Origin of the sequence: Nonomuraea sp. NPDC047529, assembly GCF_040642995.1 — a bacterium.
In the GTDB taxonomy this organism is placed as follows: Bacteria; Actinomycetota; Actinomycetes; order Streptosporangiales; family Streptosporangiaceae; genus Nonomuraea.
The window spans coordinates 265,396-290,387 of sequence record NZ_JBEYTJ010000008.1; the positions used below are offsets into that span (position 1 = coordinate 265,396).

Below are 24,992 nucleotides of genomic sequence, written 5' to 3' on the forward strand. Positions count from 1 at the left end.
ATTATGAGGTTCGCCACGATATCGGCGGAAAATCGGTAATGGAAGGCGATGGCCCTTTACAACCGTCCTGACCTGCCGATATACGGCTTTTCAAACTGATCACTTACTCAGCGGCGAGCGCGATCAAGGCGCTGGTGAACGCCTGTGCGGGCGGCTCGACCAGCCCCGCCCCGACCTGACCGGTGCCCGCCACCCGCCCGGCGATCCCGGTGTTGACGACCGGCAGAATGCCCGTCCTCGCGACGAGCGTCACGTCGATGCCGACGGGCGTGCCGCGGAATCCGAGCCCGGGAATCTGGTAGGCGGGGTGCTCGGCGAGCGTGATCTCGTACATCGAGCGGGTGGCCCGTACCGCGTCGGCGACCTCGCCGCCGACGAAGCGCACGATCGCGGGGGCGGCGGCCATCGCGAAGCCGCCCAGCCCGGAGGTCTCGGTGATCGTGGAGTCGCCGATGTCGGGGTTGGCGTCCTGGGGGCCGTACGCGCCGAGGTAGAGCCCGTCCGGCACCCCGGCGGGGCCGGTGAACCAGCGTCCGCCGAGCCCGGAGACCTGCACGCCGAAGTCGGTGCCGTTCCTGGCCATGGCCACGACCAGCGACGAGCCGGGGATGTCGCGGGCGGCGTCCGTGCTCACCTTGCCCGCGGCCATGCCCGCGTTGAGGAAGAAGTGGTCATTGCCGTTGATGAAGCGCAGCACCTGCGCCGCCTGCGCGGGCGCGGCCTCGACCACGGCCGGGGCCAGCTCGCGCAGCAGCAGGGAGGTGGCCGCGCGGTTGCGGTTGTGCAGCTCGTCGCCCATCTGCAGGGCCTGGGCGATCAGCGAGCGCAGGTCCACTGGGCCGGTACGGGCCAGCGTCGCCGCCAGGACCGGGCCGAGCACCTCGTCCATCCAGCGCAGCCGGTCGAGCACCTCGGGGCCGTACGCGCCGTACCTGAGCACCTTGCCCAGGCCCTCGTTCAGCGAGCAGTAGGCGGTGCCGCCGTGCTCCTCGTCGCGGACCTCCAGCAGCCACATCGACGGGCTCACCACGCCCGCCATCGGCCCCACCACGGCGTGCTCGTGACAGGGCCGCAGGGCGACCGCGCCCGCCGCCAGCCCGGCCTCGGCCTCCCGCTCGTCGCCGGCCAGGCCCTCCAGCAACATCGCGCCGATCAGCGCGCCGCGCATCGGGCCCGAGGCGCGTTCCCACTCGATCGGCGGCCCGGCGTGCAGGAACGTGCCCACGGGCAGCACCTCGGCGGCCCGCCGCAGGCCCACCAGGTACGGCCGCGCGCCGGTGAGCCTGCGCACGGCCAGCTCGTTGGCGGCCGTCCTGCGCGGGTCGGCCAGCACCTTGGCCAGGGCGTCGGCGGTGCCGGGCAGCGGCGGACGCCAGGCGACGGGCGTCGTCGGCACGGCCTGGGCCGCCAGCGCCTCGTCGAGCAGCCCCGCGCCGACGGTGATCACCCGCGGCGGCCCCGACAACAGGCTCACGACACCCTCCCGGCGACACGGCGAACGGCAACGGACGGAACCAGGGCGGCGGGGGTCACAGGAGGCTCCGGGCGTGTCGGGCGGCCTCGGCGTTGGAGACGAACACGGCCGCCCCGGCCTCGCGCAGCGCGGCGGCCTGCCGGTGCAGGTCCTGCGGGTCGCCCGCGCTGCCGACGAGGGCCACCACGACGGTGGCGGGCGTACGGGCGACGGCCGGCGCCAGCGACGCCGCCGGGTCGAGGTCGGCGACGTGGCCGAGCACGACGTCCAGGAGCACCACCTCGTCCGCCCGGACGCGTGACAGGGCCTCCAGGCGCAGCGTCGGGTCGATCATCGGGTGCGCCCTGCCCCTGGTGTAGGCGTCGTCCCCGAAGTCGGTGAACTCGCCGGGCCCGGCGAGGACGGCGGCCTCCGCGCACAGCGTGCCGCCCGCGTACAGCCCCCTGACGCTCCGCGGCTCCCCGCGCAGCGCCCCCGGCCACGACGGCCACTCGGGCACGCTTCGGCCCAGGGCCCGCAGCGTCCGCGCGGCGGCCTCGGTGAGGTCGGTCTCCGGCAGCATCGCCTCCACCACCGGCGTGCGCAGCCCCGCGGCCACCTCCCGGACGGCCCGCGCCACCTCCGGGTCCGGCGGCTTGCCGACCAGCACGACCAGCTCGGTGGCCGGATCGTCGTCGAGCAGCCGCAGCGCGCGCATCGTGGACAGCCCGCCGACCTCGGCCGACAGGTCCCTGCCGCCCACGCCGATGATGTGGCTGACGCCCGCCTCCGCCCAGTCGAGCAGGCACGACACCTGCTGGGCGCCCGTGCCGGAGGCGGCGACCAGGCCGACGGGCCCCGGCCGCAGCACGTTGGCGAAGCCGAGCCCGACGCCCGCGACCACGGCGGTGCCGCAGTCGGGCCCCATGACCAGGACGCCGCGCTCCTCGGCCAGCTCCTTGAGCCACCGCTCCTGGGCCGGGGGCACGCCGTCGCTGAAGATCATCACCGGCAGCCCGGCCTCGACGGCGTCGTACGCCTCGCAGAAGGCGTGCTCGCCGGGCACGGACACCAGGACCAGGTCGGCCGGCGTCCTGGCGGCCGATCGGGTGGTGCGCGGCGGCTGCTCCCCGGCGGTGGTCGTACCGGCGGTGGTCCGGGCGGCCAGGCGGGCGTCCAGCTCCTCGACGGCCCGCGCGGGGTCGCCGCCGCGGACGGCGATCAGCAGGTCGCCGGGCCCCGCGGGCGGGGGCTCGAACCCGAGGTCGCGCACGATGGCGAGGTTGAGCTCGGTGGCCATGGCCACCATCGCCACCTCCACGCCCGGCATTTCGGTCAACGTACGACTTATTCGCATCAGGGTGACTGAGTCGTGGTACGTCCCTTTTCGGAGCTGGATCAGGTCGTCGCTCACCGGCGCCCGCTCAACGCCCGGACCGAGTCGAGCCCGATCGAGATGCCCTGCGCGAGATCGGCGCCCGAGGTGTGGCCCAGCCGGTGCAGCCGCCGCAACGCCGGTTCGAGCGCCTGCCTGCCCGCGATGCCGCGCAGCACGCCGGTCACCTCCGGGCTGGCCTCGCCCCTGGCCGCGCAGTGCAGCAGCGTCGCCGAGATCGGCGTCGTACGGGTGCGCGCGTCGAAGGTGACGGTGGCCGCGAGCCAGTCGGCCAGCCAGACCGCCCGTTCCGTGCCGGTCGCCGCGCCGAGGTGCCTCAGCGTCACCAGCAGCCCGGCCAGCACGTCGTCGCCGCTCGGCGTGAGCCCGGGACCGAGCCCCACGAGCCGTTCCGCCGCCATCACCGCGCCCAGCAGCCGGGCCTGCGCGCAGCTGCTCGCCAGCAGCTCGACCGCGTCGTTCCCGGCCAGGCCGGGCCGTCCCGGGCCGTCCAGGACGATGCCGGCCAGGCTGAGCGGGTCCACCGGGCCCAGCGCGGGAGCCGGGTCCCACCAGCGGCGTACGCCGAGGCTCAGCGAGCCCAGCTCGACGCCGCGGTCGCCCACGGAGGCGTCGTCACCCACGGTGACATGGGGGAGTGGCGTGGCCATCAGCACCGAGTTGGGCAGCCGGGCCGCCTCGCCGGTGATGAGGGCGATCACCGACGGCTCGCAGTCGGTCCTGACCTCCAGGTATATCCCCGCCGAGAACGCCGCGAGCACCCGGGCCGGGCTGCGCGGCCCCTCCAGCACGGGACGCACGGCGGTGCTCGCCGCGCCCGTCACGCGGACGCGGGAACGCCGCGCATGAGTACTGACGGTCACCGAACCTCCCATCGGACCCTGGTCCTGACCGTAGAACGGCCGGAGAACCCTCCGTACGGAGAAATTTGCCAACAGTCAGCGGGAAGGTTGGCTCTTCCTGACAGACCACCTGTGGAGTCACAATCACCACATGGAGCCCCCCGTGCGTCTGGCCAGCACCGGAACGATCATCCACGGCGTCTCCGTCGGAGAGGTGCTCGGCGTCTCGACACTGGCCGAGGCCAGGCTGATCGCGGGGGAGAGCGGGCTCGGACGCATCGTGCAGCGGCTCAACGTCATGGAGGTGCCCGACATCCTGGCCTGGGTCAAGCCGCACGAGCTGCTGCTGACCACCGGCTACCCGCTGCGCAACACGCCGCAGTCGCTCGGCCGCCTGGTCGCCGACCTGGACGAGCGCGGCCTGGCCGCCCTGGCGATCAAGCTCGGCCGGTACGTGGACGAGCTGCCCGCCGAGATGACCGAGCAGGCCGACCGGCTCGGCTTCCCGCTCATCCTGCTGCCCAACGACGTCGGCTTCGACGACATCCTCAACCAGGTGCTCACCGACATACTCAACCGCCAGGCCGCCGTGCTCGCCCGCGCCGAGGAGGCGCACCGGGCGCTGGTCCACGTGGTGCTGGCCGGCGGCGGGCTGAACGAGGTCGCCGCCGAGGTGGCCCAGCTCCTCGACGTGGCCGTGGCCGCCGTGGACGGCTCCGGCCGGGTCCTGGCCACCGCCGGGGCGGCCGAGCACGTCGCCGCGCTGCGCGAGTCGATCTCCCGCGAGGGCCCGCCGCCCGCGCGGACCGCCGACGCGTCCGGGCGCGGCAGGTCGTTCGCCTCGGCCCCCGTGCTGGCCGGCGGCCACCACCACGGCCGGATCGTCGCCTACAGCGCCACCGGCGCGATCAGGGACAGCGACATCGGCATCCTCGAACGCGCCGCGACCGTCGCCGCGCTGGTGGTGACCCGGCAGGAGGCGGTCAACGCCGTCGAGAGCAAGTACCGGGCCGACTTCCTGCGCGACGTGCTCACCGGCCGGGCCGGGACGGCCGAGCGGGTCGACGCCAGGGCCAGGGCGTTCGGCTGGGACCTGGCGCGGCCGGTGATCGTGCTGGTGGCCGAGCTCGACCCCGACGGCGACGAGCGCAGCGCCCAGGACCGGCTGGTGTCCTGCTGGACGGCGGCCGTCCGGCGGCACGACCCGCGCGGCGCGGTGGCCGGGTTCTCGCACGAGGTCGTCGCCGTGGTGGACGCCTCGCTCGACGCCGCCAGGGTGGCCAAGGACGCGGCCTCGGCGTTCGCCGACGTGCCGCCCGCGACGTTCTCGACCGGGACCTCGCGGCCGAGCCCGGGGGCCGGGACGCTGCCGGAGGCGTACTCGCAGGCGCTGAAGGCGGCCCGGGTGGGCCGGCAGCTCCACGGGCCGGGCGCGGTCGCGCACTTCGATCAGCTCGGCGTCTACCGGCTGCTGTCGCTGGTGAACGACACCGGCGAGCTGCACGCGTTCGTCCGCGAGACGCTGGGCCCGCTGGCCTGGGACGAGGACGCCGAGAACGCCGACCTGCGGCGCACCCTCCAGGTGCTCCTGGAGACCAATCTCAACGTCGCCGAGACCGCCCGCAGGCTGCACTTCCACTACAACACGCTGCGCTACCGGATCGGGAAGCTGGAACGCCTGCTCGGCAACTTCACCGACGACCCCCACCTGCGGCTCAACCTGACCCTGGCCCTGCACGTGCTGCGCATGCGCGGCATCTAGGCTTGGGGCTCGTGGATCTGGATTTCGAACTGCGTTCCGAGTACATCCCGCTGTGCGACCTGCTGAAGTACTGCGGGGTCACCGAGACCGGCGGCATGGCCAAACATCTCATCGCCGAGGGCCTGGTCCAGGTCGACGGCGAGGTCGAGCTGCGGAAGACGGCCAAGATCCGCACGGGCCAGGTGGTCAGCGGCGACGGGTTCACGATCCACGTGCAATAACGGCCCGCCGTATCCGGATGGTCGCGACACCCCTTATTGTGCTCTCCGACATGTTCGGAAGACGTCGCCGCTGGTCAGGCGGAAGATTGAGGTGGGTTCGCGGTGTTCAGGTGGAAGCTGCACGGCGACGGGAAACATCTGACGCCGGGAGAGGTCGTCAAGCCTGACGAGCGGCTCTCCTGGCCCAGGATGGTGGGCATCGGCGCCCAGCACGTCATCGCGATGTTCGGCGCGACGTTCGTGTTCCCGCTGGTCATGGGGCTCGACGCGAACCTGGCCGTGATGATGTCCGGCGTCGCGACGATCCTGTTCCTGCTGATCGTCAAGGGCAGGATCCCCAGTTACGTCGGGTCCAGCGCGTCCTTCGTGGGGGCCGTGGTGGCGATCCGGGCGGCCGGGGGCGGCGACGCGACCGTCACCGGCGCGCTGCTGGCGGTCGGCGTCGTGCTGGGCCTGTGCGGGCTGGCCATCCACCTGCTGGGCGTGCAGATCATCCACCGCGTCTTCCCGCCGATCGTCACCGGCGGCGTGGTGATGCTGATCGGGTTCGGCATGGCCTACGTCGCGGCCGACGTCTACTGGCCCAAGGACCCGTGGGTGGCGCTGCTCACGATGGCGGCCACGTTCGTGTTCATCGGGGTCTTCAAGGGCTTCCTCGGACGGATCGGCGTGCTGCTCGGCCTGGTCTTCGGGTTCGTGCTGTCATGGGTCTGGGACCTGGTGGGCGGCAAGATCCTGTCCCCCGACGCCACCGGCAAGGTGACCGAGCACTTCCGCGTCGACCTCCAGGGCGTCGCCAAGGCCGACTGGATCGGCCTGCCGTCGCTGCACGGGCCCGTGTTCGAGGTGTCGGCGATCGTGCTGGTGCTGCCGGTCGTGATCGCGCTCATCGCCGAGAACGTCGGCCACGTCAAGGCCGTCGGCGAGATGACCGGCGCGGACGTCGACGGCTACATGGGCCGCGCCATCATGGCCGACGGCGTCGGCACCGTGGTCGCCACCTCGGTCGGCGGCCCGGCCACCACCACGTACGCCGAGAACATCGGCGTCATGGCGGCCACCAAGGTCTACTCCACGGCCGCCTACTACATCGCGGCGGTCATCGCGATCCTGTTCGGCCTGTGCCCCAAGTTCGGCGCGCTCGTGGCCGCGACCCCCGACGGCGTGCTCGGCGGCGTCACCACCATCCTGTACGGCATGATCGGCCTGCTCGGCGCCAAGATCTGGATCGAGAACAAGGTGAACCTGTCCGACCCGGTCAACCTGGTCCCGGTCGGCGCGGGCATCATCATCGCCATCGGTCCGGTCGCGTTCCCGATCACCAGCACGTTCTCCCTGAGCGGCATCGCGCTCGGCACGATCGTGCTGCTCGTCGGCTACCACCTGCTGCGCGCCACGCGCCGCGAACCGGTGCCCGAAACCGGCCGATAACCCCTCTCTTTCCGGCCGGCGACCCTCCCGTACGAGAGGTTCGCTCTGGCGACCGCGGGATGTTTGGCAGATCATGCCCGTGTAGCCGCCTTGCGGCGGTCCTAATGTGCCCGCAAAGGCACGGTCGCCGGCCCGGAAGAGAGGGCGCAGATGGTTTTCGGATGGACCAGACACGGTGACGGCAGGCATCTGGCGCCCGGCGAGGTGGTCAGGCCCGACGAGCGGCTGAGCTGGCCGCGCATGGTCGGCTTCGGCGCCCAGCACGTGATCGCGATGTTCGGCGCCACGTTCGTGTTCCCGCTGGTCATGGGGCTCGACCCGAACGTCGCCGTGATGATGTCGGGCGTCGCGACGATCATGTTCCTGCTGATCGTGAAGGGCAAGGTGCCCAGCTACCTGGGCACCAGCGCGTCGTTCGTCGGCGGCGTGTTCGCCATCAGGGCCGCCGTCGGCACCGACCAGTCCGTCGCGGACGCCCTCGTGACCGGCTCGATCCTGGTGGCCGGGCTCGTGCTGGCGCTCGCGGGGCTGGCCGTGCACCTGCTCGGGGTGCAGATCATCCACCGGATCTTCCCGCCCGTCGTCACCGGCGCGGTGGTGATGCTCATCGGGTTCGGGCTGGCGTACGTGGTCGCCGACGTCTACTGGGGGCAGGACCAGTGGGTGGCGCTGGTGACGATGCTGGTGACGTTCGTCGTGATCGTGGCGTTCAAGGGGTTCGCCGGGCGCGTCGGGGTGCTGATCGGGCTGGTCGCCGGGTTCGCGCTGTCGTGGGTGCTGGACCGGGCGGCCGGTCCGGTCACCTCCGTGCTGCCCGGCCAGAACCTGCGCGACGCGGCCGGCGCGGCCTGCCCGGCGGAGGGTACGTACTGCGTGGCCACGGCCTTCCCGCACGACCGGGTCAGCTTCGACGCCGTGGCCAAGGCCGACTGGTTCGGGCTGCCGGACTTCCACGCGCCCGACTTCCGCTTCTCCGCGGTGCTGCTCGTGCTGCCCGCGGTGATCGCGCTCATCGCCGAGAACGTCGGTCACGTCAAGGCCGTCGGCGAGATGACCGGCACCGACGTCGACCCCTACATCGGCCGGGCGATCATCGCCGACGGCGCCGCCACCGTCGTCACCAGCGCCGTCGGCGGCTCGCCCACGACCACCTACGCCGAGAACATCGGCGTCATGGCCGCCACCAAGGTCTACTCCACGGCCGCCTACTACATCGCCGGCGTGATCGCGATCCTGTTCGGCCTGTGCCCGAAGTTCGGCGCGCTGGTCGCCGCCACGCCGGGCGGCGTGCTCGGCGGCGTCACCGTCATCCTGTACGGCATGATCGGACTACTCGGCGCCAAGATCTGGATCGAGAACCGGGTGGATTTCGCCGACCCGGTCAACATGGTCCCGATCGGCGCGGGCATCATCCTGGCGATCGGACCGGTGACGCACATGATCGGCGGAGACTTCTCCCTTGAGGGCATCGCGCTCGGCACCGTCGTGGTGGTGGGCGGCCACCACCTGCTGCGCGTCATCGCCGGACGCTCCCCGCGGCCGGTCCAGGGCGAGGCCGGGTGAAGCCGCCGCCGTTCGCCTACCACGCGCCCCGCGACCTCGGCGAGGCGCTGCGGACGCTCGCGGAGGTAGACGGCAAGGTGCTGGCCGGCGGCCAGAGCCTGATCCCCATGCTCAACATGCGGCTTGCCGCCCCCGGCCACGTCGTCGACATCAACCGCCTGGCCGTCCTGGACACCGTGGAGGCGGGCGGCGACGGGGTGCGCGTGGGCGCGCTGGCCCGGCACTCGCGGGTGGCCCGGTCCGGCGCGCACCCGCTGCTGACGAAGGCGCTGCGGCTGGTCGCCCATCCCGTGATCCGCAACCGGGGCACGGTCGTCGGGAGCCTGGTGCACGCCGATCCGGCCGCCGAGCTGCCCGCGGTGCTGGCCGTCCTGGGCGGCTCGGTACGGCTGGCCCGCTGGAGCGCCGCCGGGATCACCGAGCGGGACGTGCCGGCCCGGGAGTTCTTCGTCGGGCCCATGGAGTCCGACGTCCGCCCCGGCGAGCTGGCCGTGTCGGCGTACTTCCCGGCGCTCGGCGGCCGGGCCGGGACGGCGTTCCAGGAGGTGTCCCGGCGGCACGGCGACTACGCCCTGGCCGGCGTCTGCGCCGTGGTCACGCTCGACGACGACCTGCGCATCGCCGCGGCCCGGGTCGCCTGCGTCGGCGTGGGCCCGGTCCCCGTCCTGATGGACGTGACGCGCGAGTGCGGCCACCGGCCGGCCGCGAGCGTCGACTGGCCCGCCGTCGCGCGGACCGTGCGGGAGGGCACCGACCCCGAGGGGGACATCCACGCCACCGCGGCCTACCGGCGGCACCTGGTGGGCGTGCTGGCCGAACGGGCACTGCGCGAAGCGGCACGGGAGGGGACGGCGACCGGTGGAACATGAGATCACGCTGACCGTGAACGGCACGGCCAGGCGGGTCAGCGTCCCCGGACGCCGCCTGCTGTCCGACTGCCTGCGTCACGACCTCGGCCTGACCGGCACCCACGTCGGCTGCGAGCACGGCGTCTGCGGCTGCTGCACGGTGCTGCTCGACGGCGAGCCGGTCCGGTCGTGCCTGACGTTCGCGGTCACCGTGGACGGGCGCGAGATCACCACCGTCGAGGGCCTGGCCGGCCCGGACGGGCTCTCGCCGGTGCAGCGGGCCTTCGCCGAGTGCCACGGCCTGCAGTGCGGCTTCTGCACCCCGGGCTTCCTGTGCACGGTGACCGCCCTGCTGGCCGACAACCCGGCGCCCACCCACGAGGAGGTGCTCGAAGGCGTCTCCGGCAACCTGTGCCGGTGCACCGGCTACCAGAACATCATCAAGGCCGTCCACCGCGCCGCCGAGCTGCTGGCGGAGGAGTCATGAGCCTGGTTCCAGCCGGTGGGCCGTGTGTGGAGGTGTCGTGAGCACCAGACTGTTCGGTGAGCCGGTGCAGCGGCGGGAGGACCCGAGACTGCTCACCGGCCAGGGCCGCTACCTCGACGACCTCGGCCGCGACGCGCTCGCCGCCGCGTTCGTCAGGTCGCCCCACGCCCACGCCCGCGTCGGCGACATCGACGTGTCCGCCGCGCTCGACGTGCCGGGCCTGGTCGCGATCTACACCTGGGAGGACCTGCCCGAGCGGGTCGGCCGGCCGCTGCCGCTGCTCATCCCGCACCCGGCGCTCACCCACGGGCGCACGGCGTACCCGCTGGCCAGGGAGGTCGTGCGGCACGTGGGCGAGCCCGTGGTCATGGTCGTGGCCGCCGACCGGTACGCCGCCGAGGACGCCTGCGCGCTCATCGAGGTCGCCTACGAGCCGCTCAAGCCGGTCGTCGGCCTGGCCGAGGCGGTGCAGGGCGCCCAGCTCGTGCACGAGGACGTGCCGGGGAACGTGGGGGCGCACCTCGTCCAGGAGGTGCCCGGGGCCGACGGCAGGGGCGCGCGCGAGGCCGTCGAGGGCGCGCCGCACACGCTGGCCTTCCGGCTCGACATCGAGCGCAGCGCCAGCACGCCCCTGGAGGGACGCGGCGTGCACGCCCGCTGGGACGGCCGCGACCTGCGCGTGCACTCCAGCACGCAGACCTCCACCAGCGTGCGCATGGCCGTCGCCGCCGCGCTCGGGCTGCCGCTGCCGCAGGTCGAGGTGATCGCGCCGGACGTCGGCGGCGGCTTCGGCGTCAAGATCGTGCACCCGTGGCCGGAGGAGATCCTGGTGCCGTGGGCCGCGATGACGCTCGGCCGCGAGATCAAGTGGACCGAGGACCGCAGGGAGCACTTCATCTCCTCGGCCCACGAACGCGCCCAGATCCACCACGTGCGCGTCGGCTTCGACGACGACGGCCGCGTCCTGGGCCTGGACGTGACGATCCTGCACGACCACGGCGCCTACACGCCGTACGGGATCATCGTCCCCATCGTCACCTCCACGCAGTTGCTGGGGCCGTACAAGCCGGGGGCCTACCGGGTCGAGTTCACCGCGGTCTACACCAACACCGTGCAGGTCACGCCCTACCGCGGGGCCGGCCGCCCGCAGGGCGTGTTCTGCATGGAGCGGACCATGGACAAGATCGCCCGCTACCTCGGCAAGGACCGGACCGAGGTGCGCGCGGCCAACTTCATCCGGCCCGAGGAGTTCCCGTACGACCAGGGGATGATCTTCCAGGACGGCCGCCCGCTCGTCTACGACAGCGGGAACTACCCGGAGATGCTCCGCATGATCAAGGAGCTGATCGGCTGGGACACCTTCGAGCGGCGTCCCGGCCGGGGGATCGGCATCGGCTGCTACGTCGAGGGCACCGGGGTCGGCCCGTACGAGGGCGGGCACGTGCAGATCACCTCCGACGGCCGGGTGCACGTCTCGACCGGCCTGACCTCCCAGGGGCAGGGCCACGAGACCGCCTTCGCCCAGATCGCCGCCGCCGAGCTGGGCGTGCCCATCGACCGCGTCAGCGTGGTCACCGGCGACACCCGCAGGTTCGGGTACGCGGTGGGCACCTTCGCCTCCCGGGCCGCCGTCGTCAGCGGCAACGCCATCGCCCTGGCCTGCCGGAAGGTCAAGGAGAAGGCCCTGCGCATCGCGGCCGAGGCGCTGGAGGCCGACCCGGCCGACCTGGAGATCGACGACGGCATGGTGCACGTCGTCGGCGCGCCGACCGCCGCGATCCCGCTCTCGACGGTGGCCGTGCTGGCCAACCCGCTGCGGTACGCCTTCGACGAGGAGACGGCCAGGGCGACCCAGTTCTCCGGCGTGGCCGACCCGTCCCGGCCGCCGGTGGCCGAGGGCGACGAGCCGGGTCTGGAAGGGCGCGGCTACTACTCGCCGATCAGGTCCACGTTCGCCTCCGGCATGCACGCGGCCATCGTGGAGACCGACCCGGACACCGCCGAGATCAAGGTCGTCAGGTACGCCGTCGTGCACGACTGCGGCCGGCTGATCAACCCGATGATCGTGGAGGGCCAGATCCACGGGGGAGTGGCCCAGGGCATCGGCGGCGCCCTGTACGAGCGCATGGAGTACGACGTCCACGGCCAGCTCGTCAACGCCTCCTTCATGGACTTCCTCATGCCGTACGCCACCGAGATCCCCCCGATCGAGACCGCCCACCTGGAGACGCCCTCGCCGCTCAACCCGCTCGGCATCAAGGGCGCGGGCGAGGCCGGCGTGATCCCGGTGTCGGCGGTCATCGCCTCGGCGATCGAGGACGCCGAGGGCATCGAGATCGACCGCATGCCCATCTCGCCGTCCGACCTGTTCGGGCTGCGTATGCGATGATCTGCGGCATGCTCGCTCCCGGCGCCGGCCTGACCGCCTTCCCCGACGTCCCCGACGACGTGCGGACGATCGACCTGGCCTGGAACGGGATCACGCACGTGCCCGACCGGGTGGCCGGGCTCGGCTCGCTGGAGGAGCTGCGGCTCGACGGCAACCGGCTGCGCGAGCTGCCCGGCCTGTCCGGCCTGACCGCGCTGCGCGCCCTGCACCTCGACGGCAACGAGCTGAGCGAGGTCCCCGCCTGCCCGCCCGGCCTGGAGACCCTGTTCCTCTACGGCAACCGGATCGAGCGTCTGCCCGGCGACCTCGGCCCGCGCCTGCGCCACCTGGCGCTCGGCGGCAACCGGCTGACCTCCGTGCCCGCCGCGTTGTGGAAGCTGACCGCGCTCGAATCCCTCAACCTCGCCGAGAACGCCCTCACCGAGATCTCCCCGGACATCGGCGGCCTGACCCGGCTGCGCATGCTCGACCTCGGCCACAACCGGCTCGCCTCGATCCCGCCCGAGGTGGGCGACCTGCCGCTCACCGACTACCTCTACCTGAGCGACAACGGCTTCACCGACGTCCCCGCCGCGCTCGGCCGCCTCGACCGGCTGGCCTACCTCAACCTGACCGACAACCGGCTGACCAGGCTCCCGGACGCGCTCGGGTCGATGACGTCCCTGGTGGAGCTGCGGCTGTACAACAACCGGCTGGAGGCGCTGCCCGAGACCGTCGGCGGGCTCGGCAGCCTGCGCGAGCTGCACCTGCAGGGCAACCGGCTGACCCGGCTGCCCGCCTCCCTCGCGGCGCTGACCGGGTTGCGCGTGCTCGACCTGCGCAACAACCACCTGAGCGAGCTGCCCGTGCTGCCGTCCGGGATCACCCATCTCGACCTGCGCAACAACCGGCTGCGCGAGCTGCCCGACTCGCTCGCGGCGCTGACCGGGCTGCGCAAGCTCGACCTGCGCTGGAACAAGCTCTACGACGACCCGCCGGTGCTCGGTCTCCTGCGCGCCCGGGGCTGCGTCGTCCTGCGCTGAACCGGCGCGGGCGGCCGTGCGTACCTCCGCACATGACGACACTTCCACGTCTGGCCGCTCTCGCGCTGCTGGCCGGGCTGGTCGCCGCCTGCTCCTCCGGGGGCGGCTCCGCGGCGCCCGGTCCGAGCGCCGCGCGGGCGGCGGCGCCGCAGACCGTCGAACAGCTCGCCGCCAAGGTCGGCTGCAAGCCGCGCATGCAGGTGGACGCCGCCGAGATCCGTACGGGCTACTGCCGCACCCCCGACGGCCAGTTCTTCGTCACGACGTTCGCCAGCCAGTCCGGCAAGGACGCCTGGATGGACGCCGCCCCCGAGTACAACCCCCACCTGGTCGGCAACCTGTGGACCGTGCTGTCCAGCCGCAAGGTGCTGGAGCTGCTGAAGGAGCGGCTCGGCGGCGACCTCCACCTGAAGGACCACCGCACGAACCAGATGCGCAAGGTCGGTTAGCGGGCCCTACGCCGCCGTCAGGATGACCCGCTTGCGGAACACCCAATACGTCCAGCCCTGGTAGACCAGCACGAACGGCAGCGTGATCAGCCCGATCCAGCTCAGCATCGTCAGCGTGTACGGCCCCGAGGCGGCCTGCGCCAGCGTCAGCCCCGGCAGCGGCGCGACGCGCAGCTCGATGAAGACCGCCAGCGTGGCCAGCACGATGCCCGCGGCCGTCGCGCCGAACGCCCAGCCCTCCCTGCGCCGCCAGATCAGCGCGGCGGCGGCGGCCAGCGCGGCCATGGCGGCCAGGGCGGGCGGCGAGCCCAGGTTCGACAGGGCGAGCACGGCCACCGGGATGGCCACCGCCGCCGCGGCCATGGCGGCGGTCCTGGCCCGGCGGCGCACCGGGCCGGTGGTCCGCAGCGCCAGGAAGACCGCGCCGTGCAGCACGCAGAGCGTCAGCGTGAACGCCCCGCCGACCAGGGCCGCCGGGCCGCTGTCGAACAGCACGTCGGCGAAGATCGCGCCCCACAGGAACGCAGGGAGGCCGCTGCCGACCAGGATGCCGACGTCGCACCAGATCGGGTTGGCGACCTTGCCGCGCCATTCGAGCCCGACGCCGCGCACGATCAGGCCGACCAGGATGAGCGTGACGGGCAGGTAGAAGGCGCTGAACAGGCCGGAGTACCAGGCGGGGAACGCGGCGAACATGGCGCCGACCGCCGTGATCAGCCACACCTCGTTGCCGTCCCAGACCGGGCCGATGGTCTGCAGGCTCTGACGCTGCTCGGCGGCGTTCCTGCTCAGGAGCGGCGCCAGCAGGCCGACGCCGAAGTCGAAGCCTTCGAGGACGAAGTACCCGGTCCAGAGGAAGGCGATGATGACGAACCACAGGTTGATCATGGTCTGGTCCCTCTAGTACATCAGCGACGGTTCGAGCGGCTGCGCCTCGGGAGCCGGCTGCGGCTCCTCGACGCCCTTGCGCACGTGCTTGGCCAGCAGGACGACCTCGGCCACGGCGAGGCCGCCGTACAGGAGCGTGAAGACGGTCAGCGAGATGGCGACCTCGGCCAGGGTCACGCCGGGCGAGACGCTGGAGGCGGTCAGCAGCTCGCCGGCGACCGTCCACGGCTGCCGGCCGATCTCGCTCAGCAGCCAGCCCGCGATCACCGCGGCGAACGGCAGCGGCAGCGCGAGCAGCAGCGCCCGCGCCAGCCAGGACGGCACCTCGCGCCTGCGCCGGGTCAGCCAGAGCCCGAGCAGCGCCAGCCCCGCCGTGGCCATGCCGAACACGATCATCACGCGGAACGACCAGAACACGATCGTCTGGTCGGGCCGGTAGTCGCCGGGGCCGAACTGCTGCTCGAAGCGCTTCTGCAGGTCCTCGGTGCCCTGGACGGTGGCGTTGAGGTCGTTGGTGGCCAGGAAGCTGAGGACCTTCGGGATCTCGATGCCGGGCGCGAGGGAGAAGGCCGCCCCGGCGGTGTCGCGCTCCAGGCCCTCGGCGGAGGCCAGCTTCATGGGCTGCTGCTCGTACATCAGCTTGGCCGACATGTCGCCGGTGCCCGCGACGACCGCCCCCGCGATCGCCGTCATGACCAGCGCGCCCCGGGCGGCGCTGCGCCACATCGGCGCGCGCGTCCTGAGCAGCCAGTAGCCGCTGACCGCCAGCACGAACCCGCCCGCCACGATGAACGCCGCCCCGATGACGTGGGGGACCTGCGCGACCGCCGTGGAGTTGGTCAGCACCGCCCACAGGTCGGTCATCCTGGCCTTGCCGTCCACGACCTCGTAGCCGACCGGGTGCTTCATCCAGGCGTTGGCCGCGAGGATGAAGTAGGCCGACAGGTTCGATCCGATGGCGGCGGCCCAGATGCTGGCCAGGTGCGCCTTCTTCGGCAGCCGGTCCCAGCCGAAGATCCACAGGCCGAGGAACGTGGACTCCATGAAGAAGGCCAGCAGCGCCTCCATGGCCAGCGGGGCGCCGAACACGTCCCCGACGAACGTGGAGTACTCACTCCAGTTCATGCCGAACTGGAACTCCTGCACGATGCCGGTCACCACGCCCATGGCGAAGTTGATCAGGAACAGCTTCCCGAAGAACTTCGTGAGCTTGAGGTAGTGCTCCTTGCCCGTACGGTGCCAGGCCGTCTGCAGGCCCGCCACGAAGATGCCCAGACCGATGGTCAGGGGTACGAACAAGAAGTGGTACACGGTGGTGACCCCGAACTGCCACCGTGCCAGGTCAAGCGCGTCCATCTGTTCCCCACCCGCTCATCGCTCTACAGGCTGTAGTACTTCTACCTGTAGTAGTACTACAGGGCGTAGAGCATCGCGATGCGACCTTGGTCACATCCCCCGTTTTCTGGCTACTCGTCGAGGATTCCGTACGGGTACGTCCCGGCGCGTCACCCGCCGGGCGGATCGTTCTCTACCCCGCCCGGCGGACCCCGCCGGAGGCGTCCAGGTAGGCCTGGAGATTGCCCAGCTCGAAGCCGCGCCGCCGGATCTTGTCGATCAGCACGCGGAAGTCCGCCGCCAGGTTGGGGCGGAAGTGCAGGAGCAGGATGTCGCCGGGACGCAGGCGCTTGTCGGGCACCTGGTAGGCGATCTTGCCACCCGGCTGGACGGTGGCCGTCCACAGCAGCACGGCCTTCATCCCGCAGCGCCGGGCGGCCCGCAGCGTGTCGGTGTTGTAGCTGCCGAACGGCGGCCGGAACAGGGCCGGCCGGGTCCCGATCTCCTTGCCGACCACCTGGGCCGAACCGCAGATCTCGCGGCGCTGGCCGTCGAAGGGCAGGCGGCGCAGGTCGGGGTGGGTCAGCGTGTGGTTCTCGATGGGCACGTGGAGATCGCGGAGCTGGCGAAAATATCCCCACTTGCCGGCGCCCACGTAGCGGCCGGGGCCGCCCGCCGGGTCGGGGCTGCCCTTGGCCTCGACCGCGTCGCGCATGGCGAAGGCGGTGATGGGCACGCGCCGGTCGCGTACCAGCTTGACGAAGCCGGGGTCCTGCTCCCAGCCGTCGTCGATGGTCAGGAAGACGACCTTGCGCTTGGTGGGGATCGAGCTGATCACCGGGGGCAGGCCGTCCTCGCCCCTGATCGGGCCCACCTCGCCCGCACGCGGCAGCGCCCCCGGCGCCCCCGGCGGGCCCTGCGGGGTGGGCCGGGGAGTGCGCGCGCCGGTCGCGGACGGCTTCGCCGACGGCTCCGGCTCGACGTCGCCGGTCGTGCCGCCCTGCGCGCACCCGGCGACCAGCGCCGACAGCACCCCGGCGAGCACGACGGGACCCAGCCCGCCACGCCCGGCCCCGCCCCAGACCGTTCCACGCCCCCAGCACATGGAGCACCATCTTGCCAGCCCTGATCCGCACGACGCGTCGCGCGACTGGCAGGTCTTGCCCTTAACCAGCCGCTCACCGGTGCCTAGAGTGGCCGCATGAAGGTGGCGGGCAGCGCCGTGATCGGCGTACAACGTGATCGAGTGTGGGCCGCGCTCCAGGACCCGGCGGTGCTCGTACGCACCATCCCGGGCTGCGAGCGCCTGGAGGAGACCGGGCCGGACACCTACAGGATGACGGTCAACGCGGGCGTGGCGTCCGTCAAGGGCGTCTACCAGGGGGAGGTGGCGCTGGCCGAGCCGCACGCGCCGGAGAGCTTCACCCTGCGGGCGCGCGGCCAGGGCGCGCCCGGCACGGTCGAGGCCACCGTCCAGGTGCGCCTGAGCGAGATCGACGGCGGCACCCGCGTCGACTACGACGCCGACGCCGTGATCGGCGGGATGATCGGCGGGGTCGGGCAGCGCATGCTCGGCTCGGTGGCCCGACGCACGGCGGGGGAGTTCTTCTCCGCCGTCGAGGGCCACCTCTGCGCCCCGCTCCCCGCCGCCCAGGCGCCGGCCGACGCCGCACCCGCCCAGGCCGCTCCCGCGGTCTTCCAGCGGCCTCCCGGACGGGCCGCCGAGACCCGCCCGTGGGCGCTGCTGGCCTCCTTCGGCATGGGCGCGGGCGTCGCCCTCACCGGCGTCGCCGTCGGCTGGCTGCTCGCCCGAGGCGGACGCGGCCGGCGCGGCTGAGGGACGCGCCCCGACGACCCTCGCGGAAAAGGATCTCCGGGCGTAGCGTGGCGGTATGCGGCAGGCACACGCTGAAGACGCACGGAACGAAGCCAGGCGCATCGTACGCAACCTGCTGGGGGAGGAGCGCCCCACCGCCGAGTCCCTGGTCGCCGAGGTGCGGCCGGTGCTCGGCGACGAACGGACCGACCGCGCGCTCGGGCTCGCGCTCGGCGCGTCGCTCACCCGCCGATCGGCCGAGCTGGCCGCCATCGCCGCGCTGCTCGTCGGCACCCGCGAGCTGGGCGACGGCTGGTGGACGCGGCCCAGGGGCGGCAAGCTGCCCTCTCCCGACGAGGTGCTGCGCACGGCCGTCGCGATCGAGCCGTGGACGGACCTGACCGCGCTGGAGATGCTGGCCGCCTGGATCGCCGACGACGCCGCCGACCAGCTCTGGGGCCGGCCCGTCGCCGAGGTCGACCTCAACTCCTGGCAGGCCGAGGACCGCTTCGAGCTGCCGCCGGGGGTCCGGCCGGGCCAGCGGCTCGTGGTGCACTTCGACGCGGGCGGCCGGCTCGACGCGGTCGTCGCCCGCCGTTCCGACGACGCGCTCGGGTCCAATCTGGACTTCCAGTCGCTGCGCTACTCCAGGCCCGCCGAGGCCCAGTGGAGCTGGGGGGTGGCGGCCGGGCTCGGGCCCCACCGGCTCCCCGGCGAGAAGCCCGACCCCTACGCCCGCGAGATCCCGGCCGCAGCCGCGGGCGTCCTGCGGGCCTGGGCCGTACGCCACGGCGTCACCCGGGAGGAGCTGGGCGAACGCTGGGGGACCGTGGGCGACGTGGTGGCCGCCATCGAGCGGGTCGACTGGATGTGGCGCAGCGGCGAGTGGTTCGGATGGTGGCGCGGCGCGTCCGCGCTGGTGGACGACTCGGCCTACCTGCCCTACCGCCTGGAGGAACTGGCCGCCGGCTGATCGGCTCCTTGCGGGAGCGGCCCGCAGGAATCGCCGTGCGGGCCGCGTGGTTGTGGCTGAGGTGAAAGTCGAGATTTTCTCCGATGTCGTGTGCCCCTGGTGTTACATCGGGCATGTCAGATTCGCCCGCGCCGCCGAGCGCTTCCGGGCCAAGGGCGGCACGATCGAGGTGACCATGCGCCCGTTCCAGCTCAATCCCGACGCCCCCGCCGAGGCCGAGCCGCTGATCCCGGCCCTTGAGCGCAAGTTCGGGCCCGGCGCGCGGCAGATGACCGAGCGCGTCGGGTCCGTCGCCGCCGAAGAGGGCCTGGCGATGGACTACGAACGGGCCGTCAGCGCCAACACCTTCGAGGCCCACCGGCTCATCGAGGTCGCCACCGCCCAGGGGCTCGGCAAGGAGATGGCCGACCGGCTGTTCGGCGCGTACTTCGGCGAGGGCGCGGACGTGGGCGACCCCGGCGTGCTGAGCCGCCTGGCCGCCGAGGTCGGCGTCGAGGACACCGGCGAGGGCGCCGAGCAGGTGCGCGAGCAGCTCGGCCGGGCCGGGGCGCTGGGCATCAGCGGGGTGCCGCTGTTCCTGTTCGAGGGCAAGTTCGCGGTGTCGGGCGCGCAGCCCGAGGACGCCTTCGCGGCGGCCATCGACGAGGTCGCCGAGCGTACCGGGCAGACGCCGATCACCCAGCTCGCGCCGCCGGCCGACGGGTGCGACGACGACGGCTTCTGCGCGGTCTGAACGGCCCCGCCCGCGGCGGTGCGAGAATCGGGGGGTGTCCAGCCGTCGCCTTGGTTACCTGCTCAAGCATGCCGCGCTGCGCCTGGCCGAGTTCACCGGCCCGGCGCTGGAGCCGTACGGCCTCGACGGGCGGGAGCTCGCCGTGCTGGCGGTGATCGACGCCCCCGAGCCGCTGTCGCAGCAGGAGCTGGCCCAGCGGCTCGGCATCGACCGCACGACCATGGTCGCCATGGTCGACGCGCTGGAGGCCAAGAAGCTGGTGGCGCGGCGGCCCCACCCGGGCGACCGCCGCAAGAACGCGGTGGAGCTGACCGACGGCGGCCGCGAGACCATGCGCCTCGCGGTGCCGGCCGTGGAGGCCGCCGAGCGCGCCTTCCTCTCCACCCTGCCGGAGGACGAGCAACGCCTGTTCAGGGACGCCCTGCACCGGCTGGTGTGAGACCGGAGCGGCGCCCTGCGCCGGCTGGTGTGTGGCGCCGGGGTCAGGCCGGGGTGGCGCCCTCGCCGAGCTGGCCGGAGCGGTGGTGGCGGCGGCAGAGCACCTGGTAGCGCACCGCCGAGGCGTCGGTGTCGCCGATCACGACCTGCTCGCCCGTCCGCGCCAGCACGCCGCCCACCACGCGCGCGTTGAGCTGCCCCGGGCGGCCGCACCAGCACAACACCTCGACCTGCAGCCGGCACACCTCGTCGGCCAGCTCGAACAGCCGCTGCGCGCCCGGGAACATGACCGACCGGAAGTCGGAGGCCAGCCCGAAGGCGTAGACGTCGATGCCGTGCTCGTCCACCAGGTCGGCGAGCTGCTCGATCTGCTCGACCGTGTAGAAGCAGGCCTCGTCGCAGATCAGGTAGTCGATGCGCTCGTGCGAGGTGACCAGGCGCACGAGGTCGAGGGTGTCCTCCACCTCGATCGCCTCAAGGCCCAGCCCGATCCGGCTGGTGACCTTCGGGCCGCCGGAGCGGTCGTGCTTGGTCAGGACCAGCCCGCGCCGCCCTTGGCGGCCGTGGTTGTAGTTCATCTGGAGCGCCAGAGTGGACTTCCCGCAGTCCATGGGGCCGAAGTAGAACTTCAGCACGGCGTCCCGCGCTCCAGAAGGCACGGCAGACAAGGCAGACAGTTCGGTCACAGGAGGCCAGCTTAGCGGCTTGGCTTGTCCCATGACCTCGTGGGACATTTCTCCCCTGGACTATCAGGAGGAACTGTGGTCACCGACAATCCACCGACGCTCGACGCGATGCTGACACAGGACGACGTGACGGCCGCCCAGGCCGACGCCACCCGATGGCGGTACGGTTTCCTGGTCGTCGTGGCGGGCATCGTCGCGATCCTGATCGCCTTCGGCGCCGCCGTGTTCGCCACCAAGGAGTTCGCCGCGCTGTTCGCGGGCGTCGCCGGGGTGGTGGGCACGATCATGGGCGCCTATTTCGGCGTGCAGGCGGGGCAGTCGGGGAAGGCCAAGGTCGAGGCCGAACTGGCGAAGTCCCAGGAGCTGGTGGTGCGCCTGGCGGCCTATGTCGGCACCCAGAACGCGCCCCGGGTCATCGACGAAGTTCTCGGCCGTCGCCGAAGCTGAGGAGCCATGCGTAGCGTCCGTATCGGAGTGGACACCGGGGGCACGTTCACCGACGTCGTGGCGGTGGACGAGCAGACCGGTGAGATCGTCACCACCAAGACCCCCTCGACCCCCGCGAACCCGGCCGACGGGTTCGTCGCGGGCATCGGGAAGCTGGGCGAGCTCGACGTTGCCTCCATCGTCCACGGCACCACCGTCGCCACGAACCAGTTGCTCGAAGACCGCATCGCGAACCTCGGGTTCATCACCACCGAGGGCTTCGAGTACGTCCTGGAGATCGCCAGGCAGAGCGTGCCGGACGGCTACGGCAACTCCTACTTCTGGGTCAAGCCGCCGCGGATCGTCCCCGTGCATCTCGTCAGGACGGTCGGCGGGCGGCTGGACCACCTCGGCAACGAGGTGCGGCCCTTCTCCGAGGAGCAGGCCGTCGAGGCGGCGCGCTGGTTCAGGTCGAAGGGCATCAACGCGGTCGGCGTGTGCTTCCTGCACTCCTACGCCAACCCCGAGCACGAGCGCCGCATGCGCGAGGTGCTCTGGCGCGAGCACCCGGAGGCGGTGATCTCGCTGTCCAGCGACGTGCTGCGCGAGTACCGCGAGTACGAACGCTCGATCACCACCCTGGTGGACGCCGCCGTCAAGCCCGCCATGCGCGGCTACATCGCCAACCTGTCCAACCGGCTGGGCATGCCGTTCTCGGTGATGAAGTCCAACGGCGGCGTGCTGTCGGCCCGCGAGGTCGTCAACCAGCCGATCACCACCGTGCTGTCGGGCCCGGCGGCGGGCGCGCTCGGCGCGGCGCTGATCGCCTCCACCGCCGGGCACCCCTCGGTGATCACCCTCGACGGCGGCGGCACCTCGACCGACGTGGCCGTGGTGATCGACGGCGAGCCGTCGCTGACCACCGAGGGCACGGTCGGCCGCTACCCGTGCAAGATCCCGATGATCGACATCGTCACGGTCGGCGCGGGCGGCGGCTCGGTGGCCTGGATCTCGCCCGAGGGCACGCTCAAGGTCGGCCCCCGCTCCGCCGGCGCCGATCCGGGGCCGCTCTGCTACGGCAAGGGCGGCTCGGAGGTCACCGTCACCGACGCGCACGTCTTCCTCGGCCGCATCCCGCCCCACCTGCTCGGCGGCGAGATCCCGCTCGACGTGGAGGCCGCCCGCCAGGGCGTCGAGGCGCTGGCCGCCAAGCTGGGGCTCACCCCCGAGCGCACCGCGACCGGCATCCTGGAGATCAGCGCGTTCAACCAGAGCAACGCGATCCGGCAGCTCACCGTCAAGCGCGGCCTCGACGTACGCGACTTCCCGCTGGTGACGTTCGGCGGGTCGGGGCCGCTGCTGGCCTGCCGCCTGATCGACATCCTGGGGCTGCCGGCCGTCGTCGTCCCGCGCGACCCGGGCAACGTCTCGGCGTTCGGCCTGCTCACCGTGGACGTCAAGAACGACTACGTGCGCACGTACGTCACCCGCGACCTCGCGCTCAAGACCGCCGCGCAGATCTTCCAGGAACTGGAGGGCCAGGCCGCCGAGGCGCTCGACCGCGAGGGCTTCGACGACCCGGTCTACGTCCGCAGCGCCGACCTGCGCTACTACGGGCAGGCGTTCGAGGTGCGCGTCGCCGCCCCGGCGGGCCCGCTCGACGACGACTGGAAGCGCACGGTGATCGACGGCTTCCACGACGCCCACGAGAAGCTGTACGGCTACGCCTACCGGGACGACCCCCGCCACGGCGTCGAATGGGTCAACCTGCGCGTCTCGGGAATCGGTCCGATCACCCGTCCGGCCGTCCGGCGGCTGGAGGGGCCGGGCAGCGGGGCCACCTCGGTCCGTCCCGTGCATTTCGACGAGACCCGCGACACGCCGATCCACCAGCGCGCCGCCCTCGGCCCCGGCGCCACCGTCCAGGGCCCGGCGGTCATCGAGGAGTACGGATCGACGATCCCCGTGCACCCGGGCTTCACCGCGAAGGTGGACGAATACGGAAATCTGGAGATCCGACGTGATTGATCCGATCCTGGTGGAGATCGTCGAGGGCACGCTGGCCTCCGTCGAGCAGGAGGTCGAGACGGCCATCGCCCGTACGGCCCGCTCCCCGATGATCCGCGACGCGCACGACTTCCGCGCCGGCATCCACGACGCCCGCCTGCGCAAGCTCACCGGCCGCTCCTACAGCGCGCTCGTCCAGCCGATCGTGCGCGACTTCCCGATCGAGACGATGAAGCCCGGCGACGTCTACTTCCACAACGACGTCTACCTGTCCGAGGGCGGCATCGGCCACCTGCCCGACCTGTGCGTCACCGTGCCGGTCTTCCACGACGGGGCGGTGGTGGCGTTCGTGCAGGCGTTCGGCCACCACGACGACATCGGCGGCGCGGTGCCCGGCTCGATGCCCTCGCACGCCCGCTCGGTGTACGAAGAGGGCCTGATGATCCCGCCGATCAAGCTGTGGGACCAGGGCGTCCCCAACGAGACCGCGCTGCGCATCATGACCCGCAACTCCCGCATGCCCGACTCCCTGGCCGGCGACCTCGACGCCGAGTGCTCGGCCTGCCTCATGGGCGCCCGCCGCCTCGGCGAGCTGTTCGACCGGTACGGCAGGCAGGCCGTCGAGGAGTGCTTCGACGCGATCGTCTCCAAGACCACCGAGACCTTCCGCAGGGAACTGCTCGCCAAGATCCCCGAAGGCACGTACGTCTGGGAGGACTACGCCGAGCACGACGGCGTCGACGAGCCCCGCCTGCACGCCCAGCGCATCACGCTCACCGTCGACCACGCCGCCGACGCGCCGCTCACGATCGACTTCACCGGCACCTCGCCCCAGGCCAAGGGCCCGATCAACCACGCGGGCGACTACGCCGACGGCGTCTTCCTGAAGAAGTGGCTCGCGCCCGTGCTGCGCAACCTCGCCGACACGCCCGAGCGCATGGCCGAGCTCGACGTCAACGAGGGCGTCGTCCCGCTGATCAAGATGGTCTTCCCGGAGAAGGGCACGCTGCTCACCCCGGTCTTCCCCGCCCCCACCAACGCCCGCACGTTCGTCATCCTGCGCCTGCTCGGCGTGCTGGCCGGCGTGCTGGCCAAGGCCACCGGCGGACGCATGCCCGCCGACCAGGAGACCATCCGCTACACCGGCGTGTACGGCACCGACGCCGACGGGATGCCGTACCTGATGCGCGAGGTCCTGGGCGGCGGCTCGGGCGGCCGCTGGTACGCCGACGGCGAGGACACCATCCACATCGTCCCCGACTCGCGCAACATCCCGGTCGAGTTCGCCGAGGCGCGCTGGCCGTTCCGGGTGGAGCGGCTGGGGCTGGCCTGCGACTCGGGCGGTCCGGGCATGTTCCGCGGCGGGCTCGGCTACGACAAGCACATCAGGATGCTCCGGGACGCGTCGTACATGTCGATCGCCGACCGGTCGATCCTGTCGTGCTGGGGCGTCAACGGCGGCCTGGCCGGGCGCCCGTTCCGGGTGGAGATCGCGGGCAAGGAGATGGACGGCCTGGTGGACGACCACCCCGTCCAGGCCGGCGACCTGATCCGCATCCGCACGACGGGCGGCGGCGGCTGGGGCTCCCCCTACGACCGCGACCCGAGGGCGGTGGCGGCCGACGTCCGCGACGGCAAGGTCTCGATCGCCGGCGCCCTCGGCGACTACGGCGTGGTCCTGGACGGCGACCGCATCGACGAACGCGGCACCGCCGAACTCCGCGCCCGCCTCCGTCCCCCCGCGGACCGCTTCTTCGACCGCGGCCCCGGCTACCCGAGGCTGTCCGGCGGAAGAACGTTCGCCGAGGTGGACGAACTGTAAAGACA

General features: G+C 72.4%; 23 protein-coding genes. 16 read left to right on the forward strand and 7 right to left on the reverse strand.

Annotated elements, in window-relative coordinates; genetic code table 11:
• Window positions 1–103 precede the first annotated feature (103 nt).
• From ABZ815_RS15830 to ABZ815_RS15840, 3 genes are all read right to left on the reverse strand, one after another.
• Window positions 104–1,474: a DUF1116 domain-containing protein gene (locus tag ABZ815_RS15830; protein WP_357698201.1), complete on the reverse strand. Its 1,371-nt coding sequence runs from the start codon at window positions 1,472–1,474 to the stop codon at window positions 104–106.
• Between the two features lie 55 nt (window positions 1,475–1,529).
• Window positions 1,530–2,783, reverse strand: coding sequence for an FdrA family protein (locus ABZ815_RS15835; RefSeq protein WP_357698308.1), 1,254 nt, complete (start codon window positions 2,781–2,783; stop codon window positions 1,530–1,532).
• Between the two features lie 80 nt (window positions 2,784–2,863).
• A complete protein-coding gene (locus tag ABZ815_RS15840) occupies window positions 2,864–3,712 on the reverse strand; it encodes a DUF2877 domain-containing protein (protein ID WP_357698203.1) in 849 nt (282 codons plus the stop codon).
• 130 nt (window positions 3,713–3,842) lie between these two features.
• Between ABZ815_RS15840 and ABZ815_RS15845 the strand changes: the two genes are divergently transcribed.
• The 9 genes from ABZ815_RS15845 (at window position 3,843) to ABZ815_RS15885 (ending at window position 13,863) form a co-directional block, all read left to right on the forward strand.
• The gene (locus tag ABZ815_RS15845; protein WP_357698205.1) at window positions 3,843–5,453 is read left to right on the forward strand and encodes a PucR family transcriptional regulator ligand-binding domain-containing protein; all 1,611 of its coding nucleotides are present in this window, start codon (window positions 3,843–3,845) and stop codon (window positions 5,451–5,453) included.
• Window positions 5,454–5,464: 11 nt separating this feature from the next.
• Window positions 5,465–5,674: an RNA-binding S4 domain-containing protein gene (locus ABZ815_RS15850; RefSeq protein WP_352363868.1), complete on the forward strand. Its 210-nt coding sequence runs from the start codon at window positions 5,465–5,467 to the stop codon at window positions 5,672–5,674.
• 102 nt (window positions 5,675–5,776) lie between these two features.
• Window positions 5,777–7,105 (forward strand): solute carrier family 23 protein, encoded by a 1,329-nt coding sequence (locus ABZ815_RS15855; protein ID WP_357698207.1) that lies wholly within the window; start codon window positions 5,777–5,779, stop codon window positions 7,103–7,105.
• A gap of 150 nt (window positions 7,106–7,255) precedes the next feature.
• Window positions 7,256–8,668, forward strand: a complete 1,413-nt coding sequence (locus ABZ815_RS15860; RefSeq protein ID WP_357698209.1) for a solute carrier family 23 protein — start codon at window positions 7,256–7,258, stop codon at window positions 8,666–8,668.
• A complete protein-coding gene (locus tag ABZ815_RS15865) occupies window positions 8,665–9,537 on the forward strand; it encodes an FAD binding domain-containing protein (protein ID WP_357698211.1) in 873 nt (290 codons plus the stop codon). Before ABZ815_RS15860 ends, ABZ815_RS15865 begins: the two co-directional genes overlap by 4 nt.
• Window positions 9,527–10,003: a (2Fe-2S)-binding protein gene (locus tag ABZ815_RS15870; protein ID WP_357698213.1), complete on the forward strand. Its 477-nt coding sequence runs from the start codon at window positions 9,527–9,529 to the stop codon at window positions 10,001–10,003. Before ABZ815_RS15865 ends, ABZ815_RS15870 begins: the two co-directional genes overlap by 11 nt.
• Window positions 10,004–10,040: 37 nt before the next feature.
• Window positions 10,041–12,392 carry an aerobic carbon-monoxide dehydrogenase large subunit gene (cutA, locus tag ABZ815_RS15875; protein ID WP_357698215.1) on the forward strand — a complete coding sequence of 784 codons (2,352 nt, stop codon included), beginning with the start codon at window positions 10,041–10,043 and terminating at the stop codon, window positions 12,390–12,392.
• Window positions 12,393–12,400: 8 nt separating this feature from the next.
• Window positions 12,401–13,414, forward strand: a complete 1,014-nt coding sequence (locus tag ABZ815_RS15880; RefSeq protein WP_357698216.1) for a leucine-rich repeat domain-containing protein — start codon at window positions 12,401–12,403, stop codon at window positions 13,412–13,414.
• Between the two features lie 32 nt (window positions 13,415–13,446).
• Window positions 13,447–13,863: a hypothetical protein gene (locus ABZ815_RS15885; RefSeq protein ID WP_357698218.1), complete on the forward strand. Its 417-nt coding sequence runs from the start codon at window positions 13,447–13,449 to the stop codon at window positions 13,861–13,863.
• A 6-nt stretch (window positions 13,864–13,869) separates the two neighbouring features.
• Here ABZ815_RS15885 and cydB read toward each other — a convergent pair whose 3' ends face one another.
• The 3 genes from cydB to ABZ815_RS15900 all read right to left on the reverse strand — a co-directional run bounded on the left by cydB (window position 13,870) and on the right by ABZ815_RS15900 (window position 17,191).
• Window positions 13,870–14,751 carry a cytochrome d ubiquinol oxidase subunit II gene (gene cydB, locus ABZ815_RS15890; protein ID WP_357698220.1) on the reverse strand — a complete coding sequence of 294 codons (882 nt, stop codon included), beginning with the start codon at window positions 14,749–14,751 and terminating at the stop codon, window positions 13,870–13,872.
• 12 nt (window positions 14,752–14,763) lie between these two features.
• Window positions 14,764–16,107: a cytochrome ubiquinol oxidase subunit I gene (locus ABZ815_RS15895; protein WP_357698222.1), complete on the reverse strand. Its 1,344-nt coding sequence runs from the start codon at window positions 16,105–16,107 to the stop codon at window positions 14,764–14,766.
• A 172-nt stretch (window positions 16,108–16,279) separates the two neighbouring features.
• Window positions 16,280–17,191, reverse strand: a complete 912-nt coding sequence (locus ABZ815_RS15900) for a polysaccharide deacetylase family protein (protein ID WP_357698224.1) — start codon at window positions 17,189–17,191, stop codon at window positions 16,280–16,282.
• Between the two features lie 96 nt (window positions 17,192–17,287).
• Between ABZ815_RS15900 and ABZ815_RS15905 the strand changes: the two genes are divergently transcribed.
• From ABZ815_RS15905 to ABZ815_RS15920, 4 genes are all read left to right on the forward strand, one after another.
• Window positions 17,288–17,923 (forward strand): carbon monoxide dehydrogenase subunit G, encoded by a 636-nt coding sequence (locus ABZ815_RS15905; protein ID WP_357698226.1) that lies wholly within the window; start codon window positions 17,288–17,290, stop codon window positions 17,921–17,923.
• A gap of 55 nt (window positions 17,924–17,978) precedes the next feature.
• Window positions 17,979–18,875 (forward strand): hypothetical protein, encoded by an 897-nt coding sequence (locus tag ABZ815_RS15910; RefSeq protein ID WP_357698227.1) that lies wholly within the window; start codon window positions 17,979–17,981, stop codon window positions 18,873–18,875.
• Between the two features lie 61 nt (window positions 18,876–18,936).
• A complete protein-coding gene (locus tag ABZ815_RS15915; protein WP_357698229.1) occupies window positions 18,937–19,608 on the forward strand; it encodes a DsbA family oxidoreductase in 672 nt (223 codons plus the stop codon).
• A 34-nt stretch (window positions 19,609–19,642) separates the two neighbouring features.
• Window positions 19,643–20,047 (forward strand): MarR family transcriptional regulator, encoded by a 405-nt coding sequence (locus ABZ815_RS15920; RefSeq protein WP_357698231.1) that lies wholly within the window; start codon window positions 19,643–19,645, stop codon window positions 20,045–20,047.
• A gap of 43 nt (window positions 20,048–20,090) precedes the next feature.
• On the opposite strand, the gene ABZ815_RS15925 is transcribed toward ABZ815_RS15920, so the two are convergent.
• Window positions 20,091–20,705 carry a thymidine kinase gene (locus tag ABZ815_RS15925; RefSeq protein WP_357698233.1) on the reverse strand — a complete coding sequence of 205 codons (615 nt, stop codon included), beginning with the start codon at window positions 20,703–20,705 and terminating at the stop codon, window positions 20,091–20,093.
• Between the two features lie 102 nt (window positions 20,706–20,807).
• Here ABZ815_RS15925 and ABZ815_RS15930 point away from each other — a divergent pair, with 102 nt between their 5' ends.
• The 3 genes from ABZ815_RS15930 to ABZ815_RS15940 are packed head-to-tail and all read left to right on the forward strand — an operon-like array spanning window position 20,808 to window position 24,987.
• A complete protein-coding gene (locus ABZ815_RS15930; RefSeq protein ID WP_357698234.1) occupies window positions 20,808–21,179 on the forward strand; it encodes a hypothetical protein in 372 nt (123 codons plus the stop codon).
• Between the two features lie 6 nt (window positions 21,180–21,185).
• Window positions 21,186–23,186, forward strand: a complete 2,001-nt coding sequence (locus ABZ815_RS15935; RefSeq protein WP_357698235.1) for a hydantoinase/oxoprolinase family protein — start codon at window positions 21,186–21,188, stop codon at window positions 23,184–23,186.
• Window positions 23,179–24,987: a hydantoinase B/oxoprolinase family protein gene (locus tag ABZ815_RS15940; RefSeq protein ID WP_357698237.1), complete on the forward strand. Its 1,809-nt coding sequence runs from the start codon at window positions 23,179–23,181 to the stop codon at window positions 24,985–24,987. The genes ABZ815_RS15935 and ABZ815_RS15940 overlap by 8 nt, the downstream gene beginning before the upstream one ends.
• Window positions 24,988–24,992: the final 5 nt, after the last annotated feature.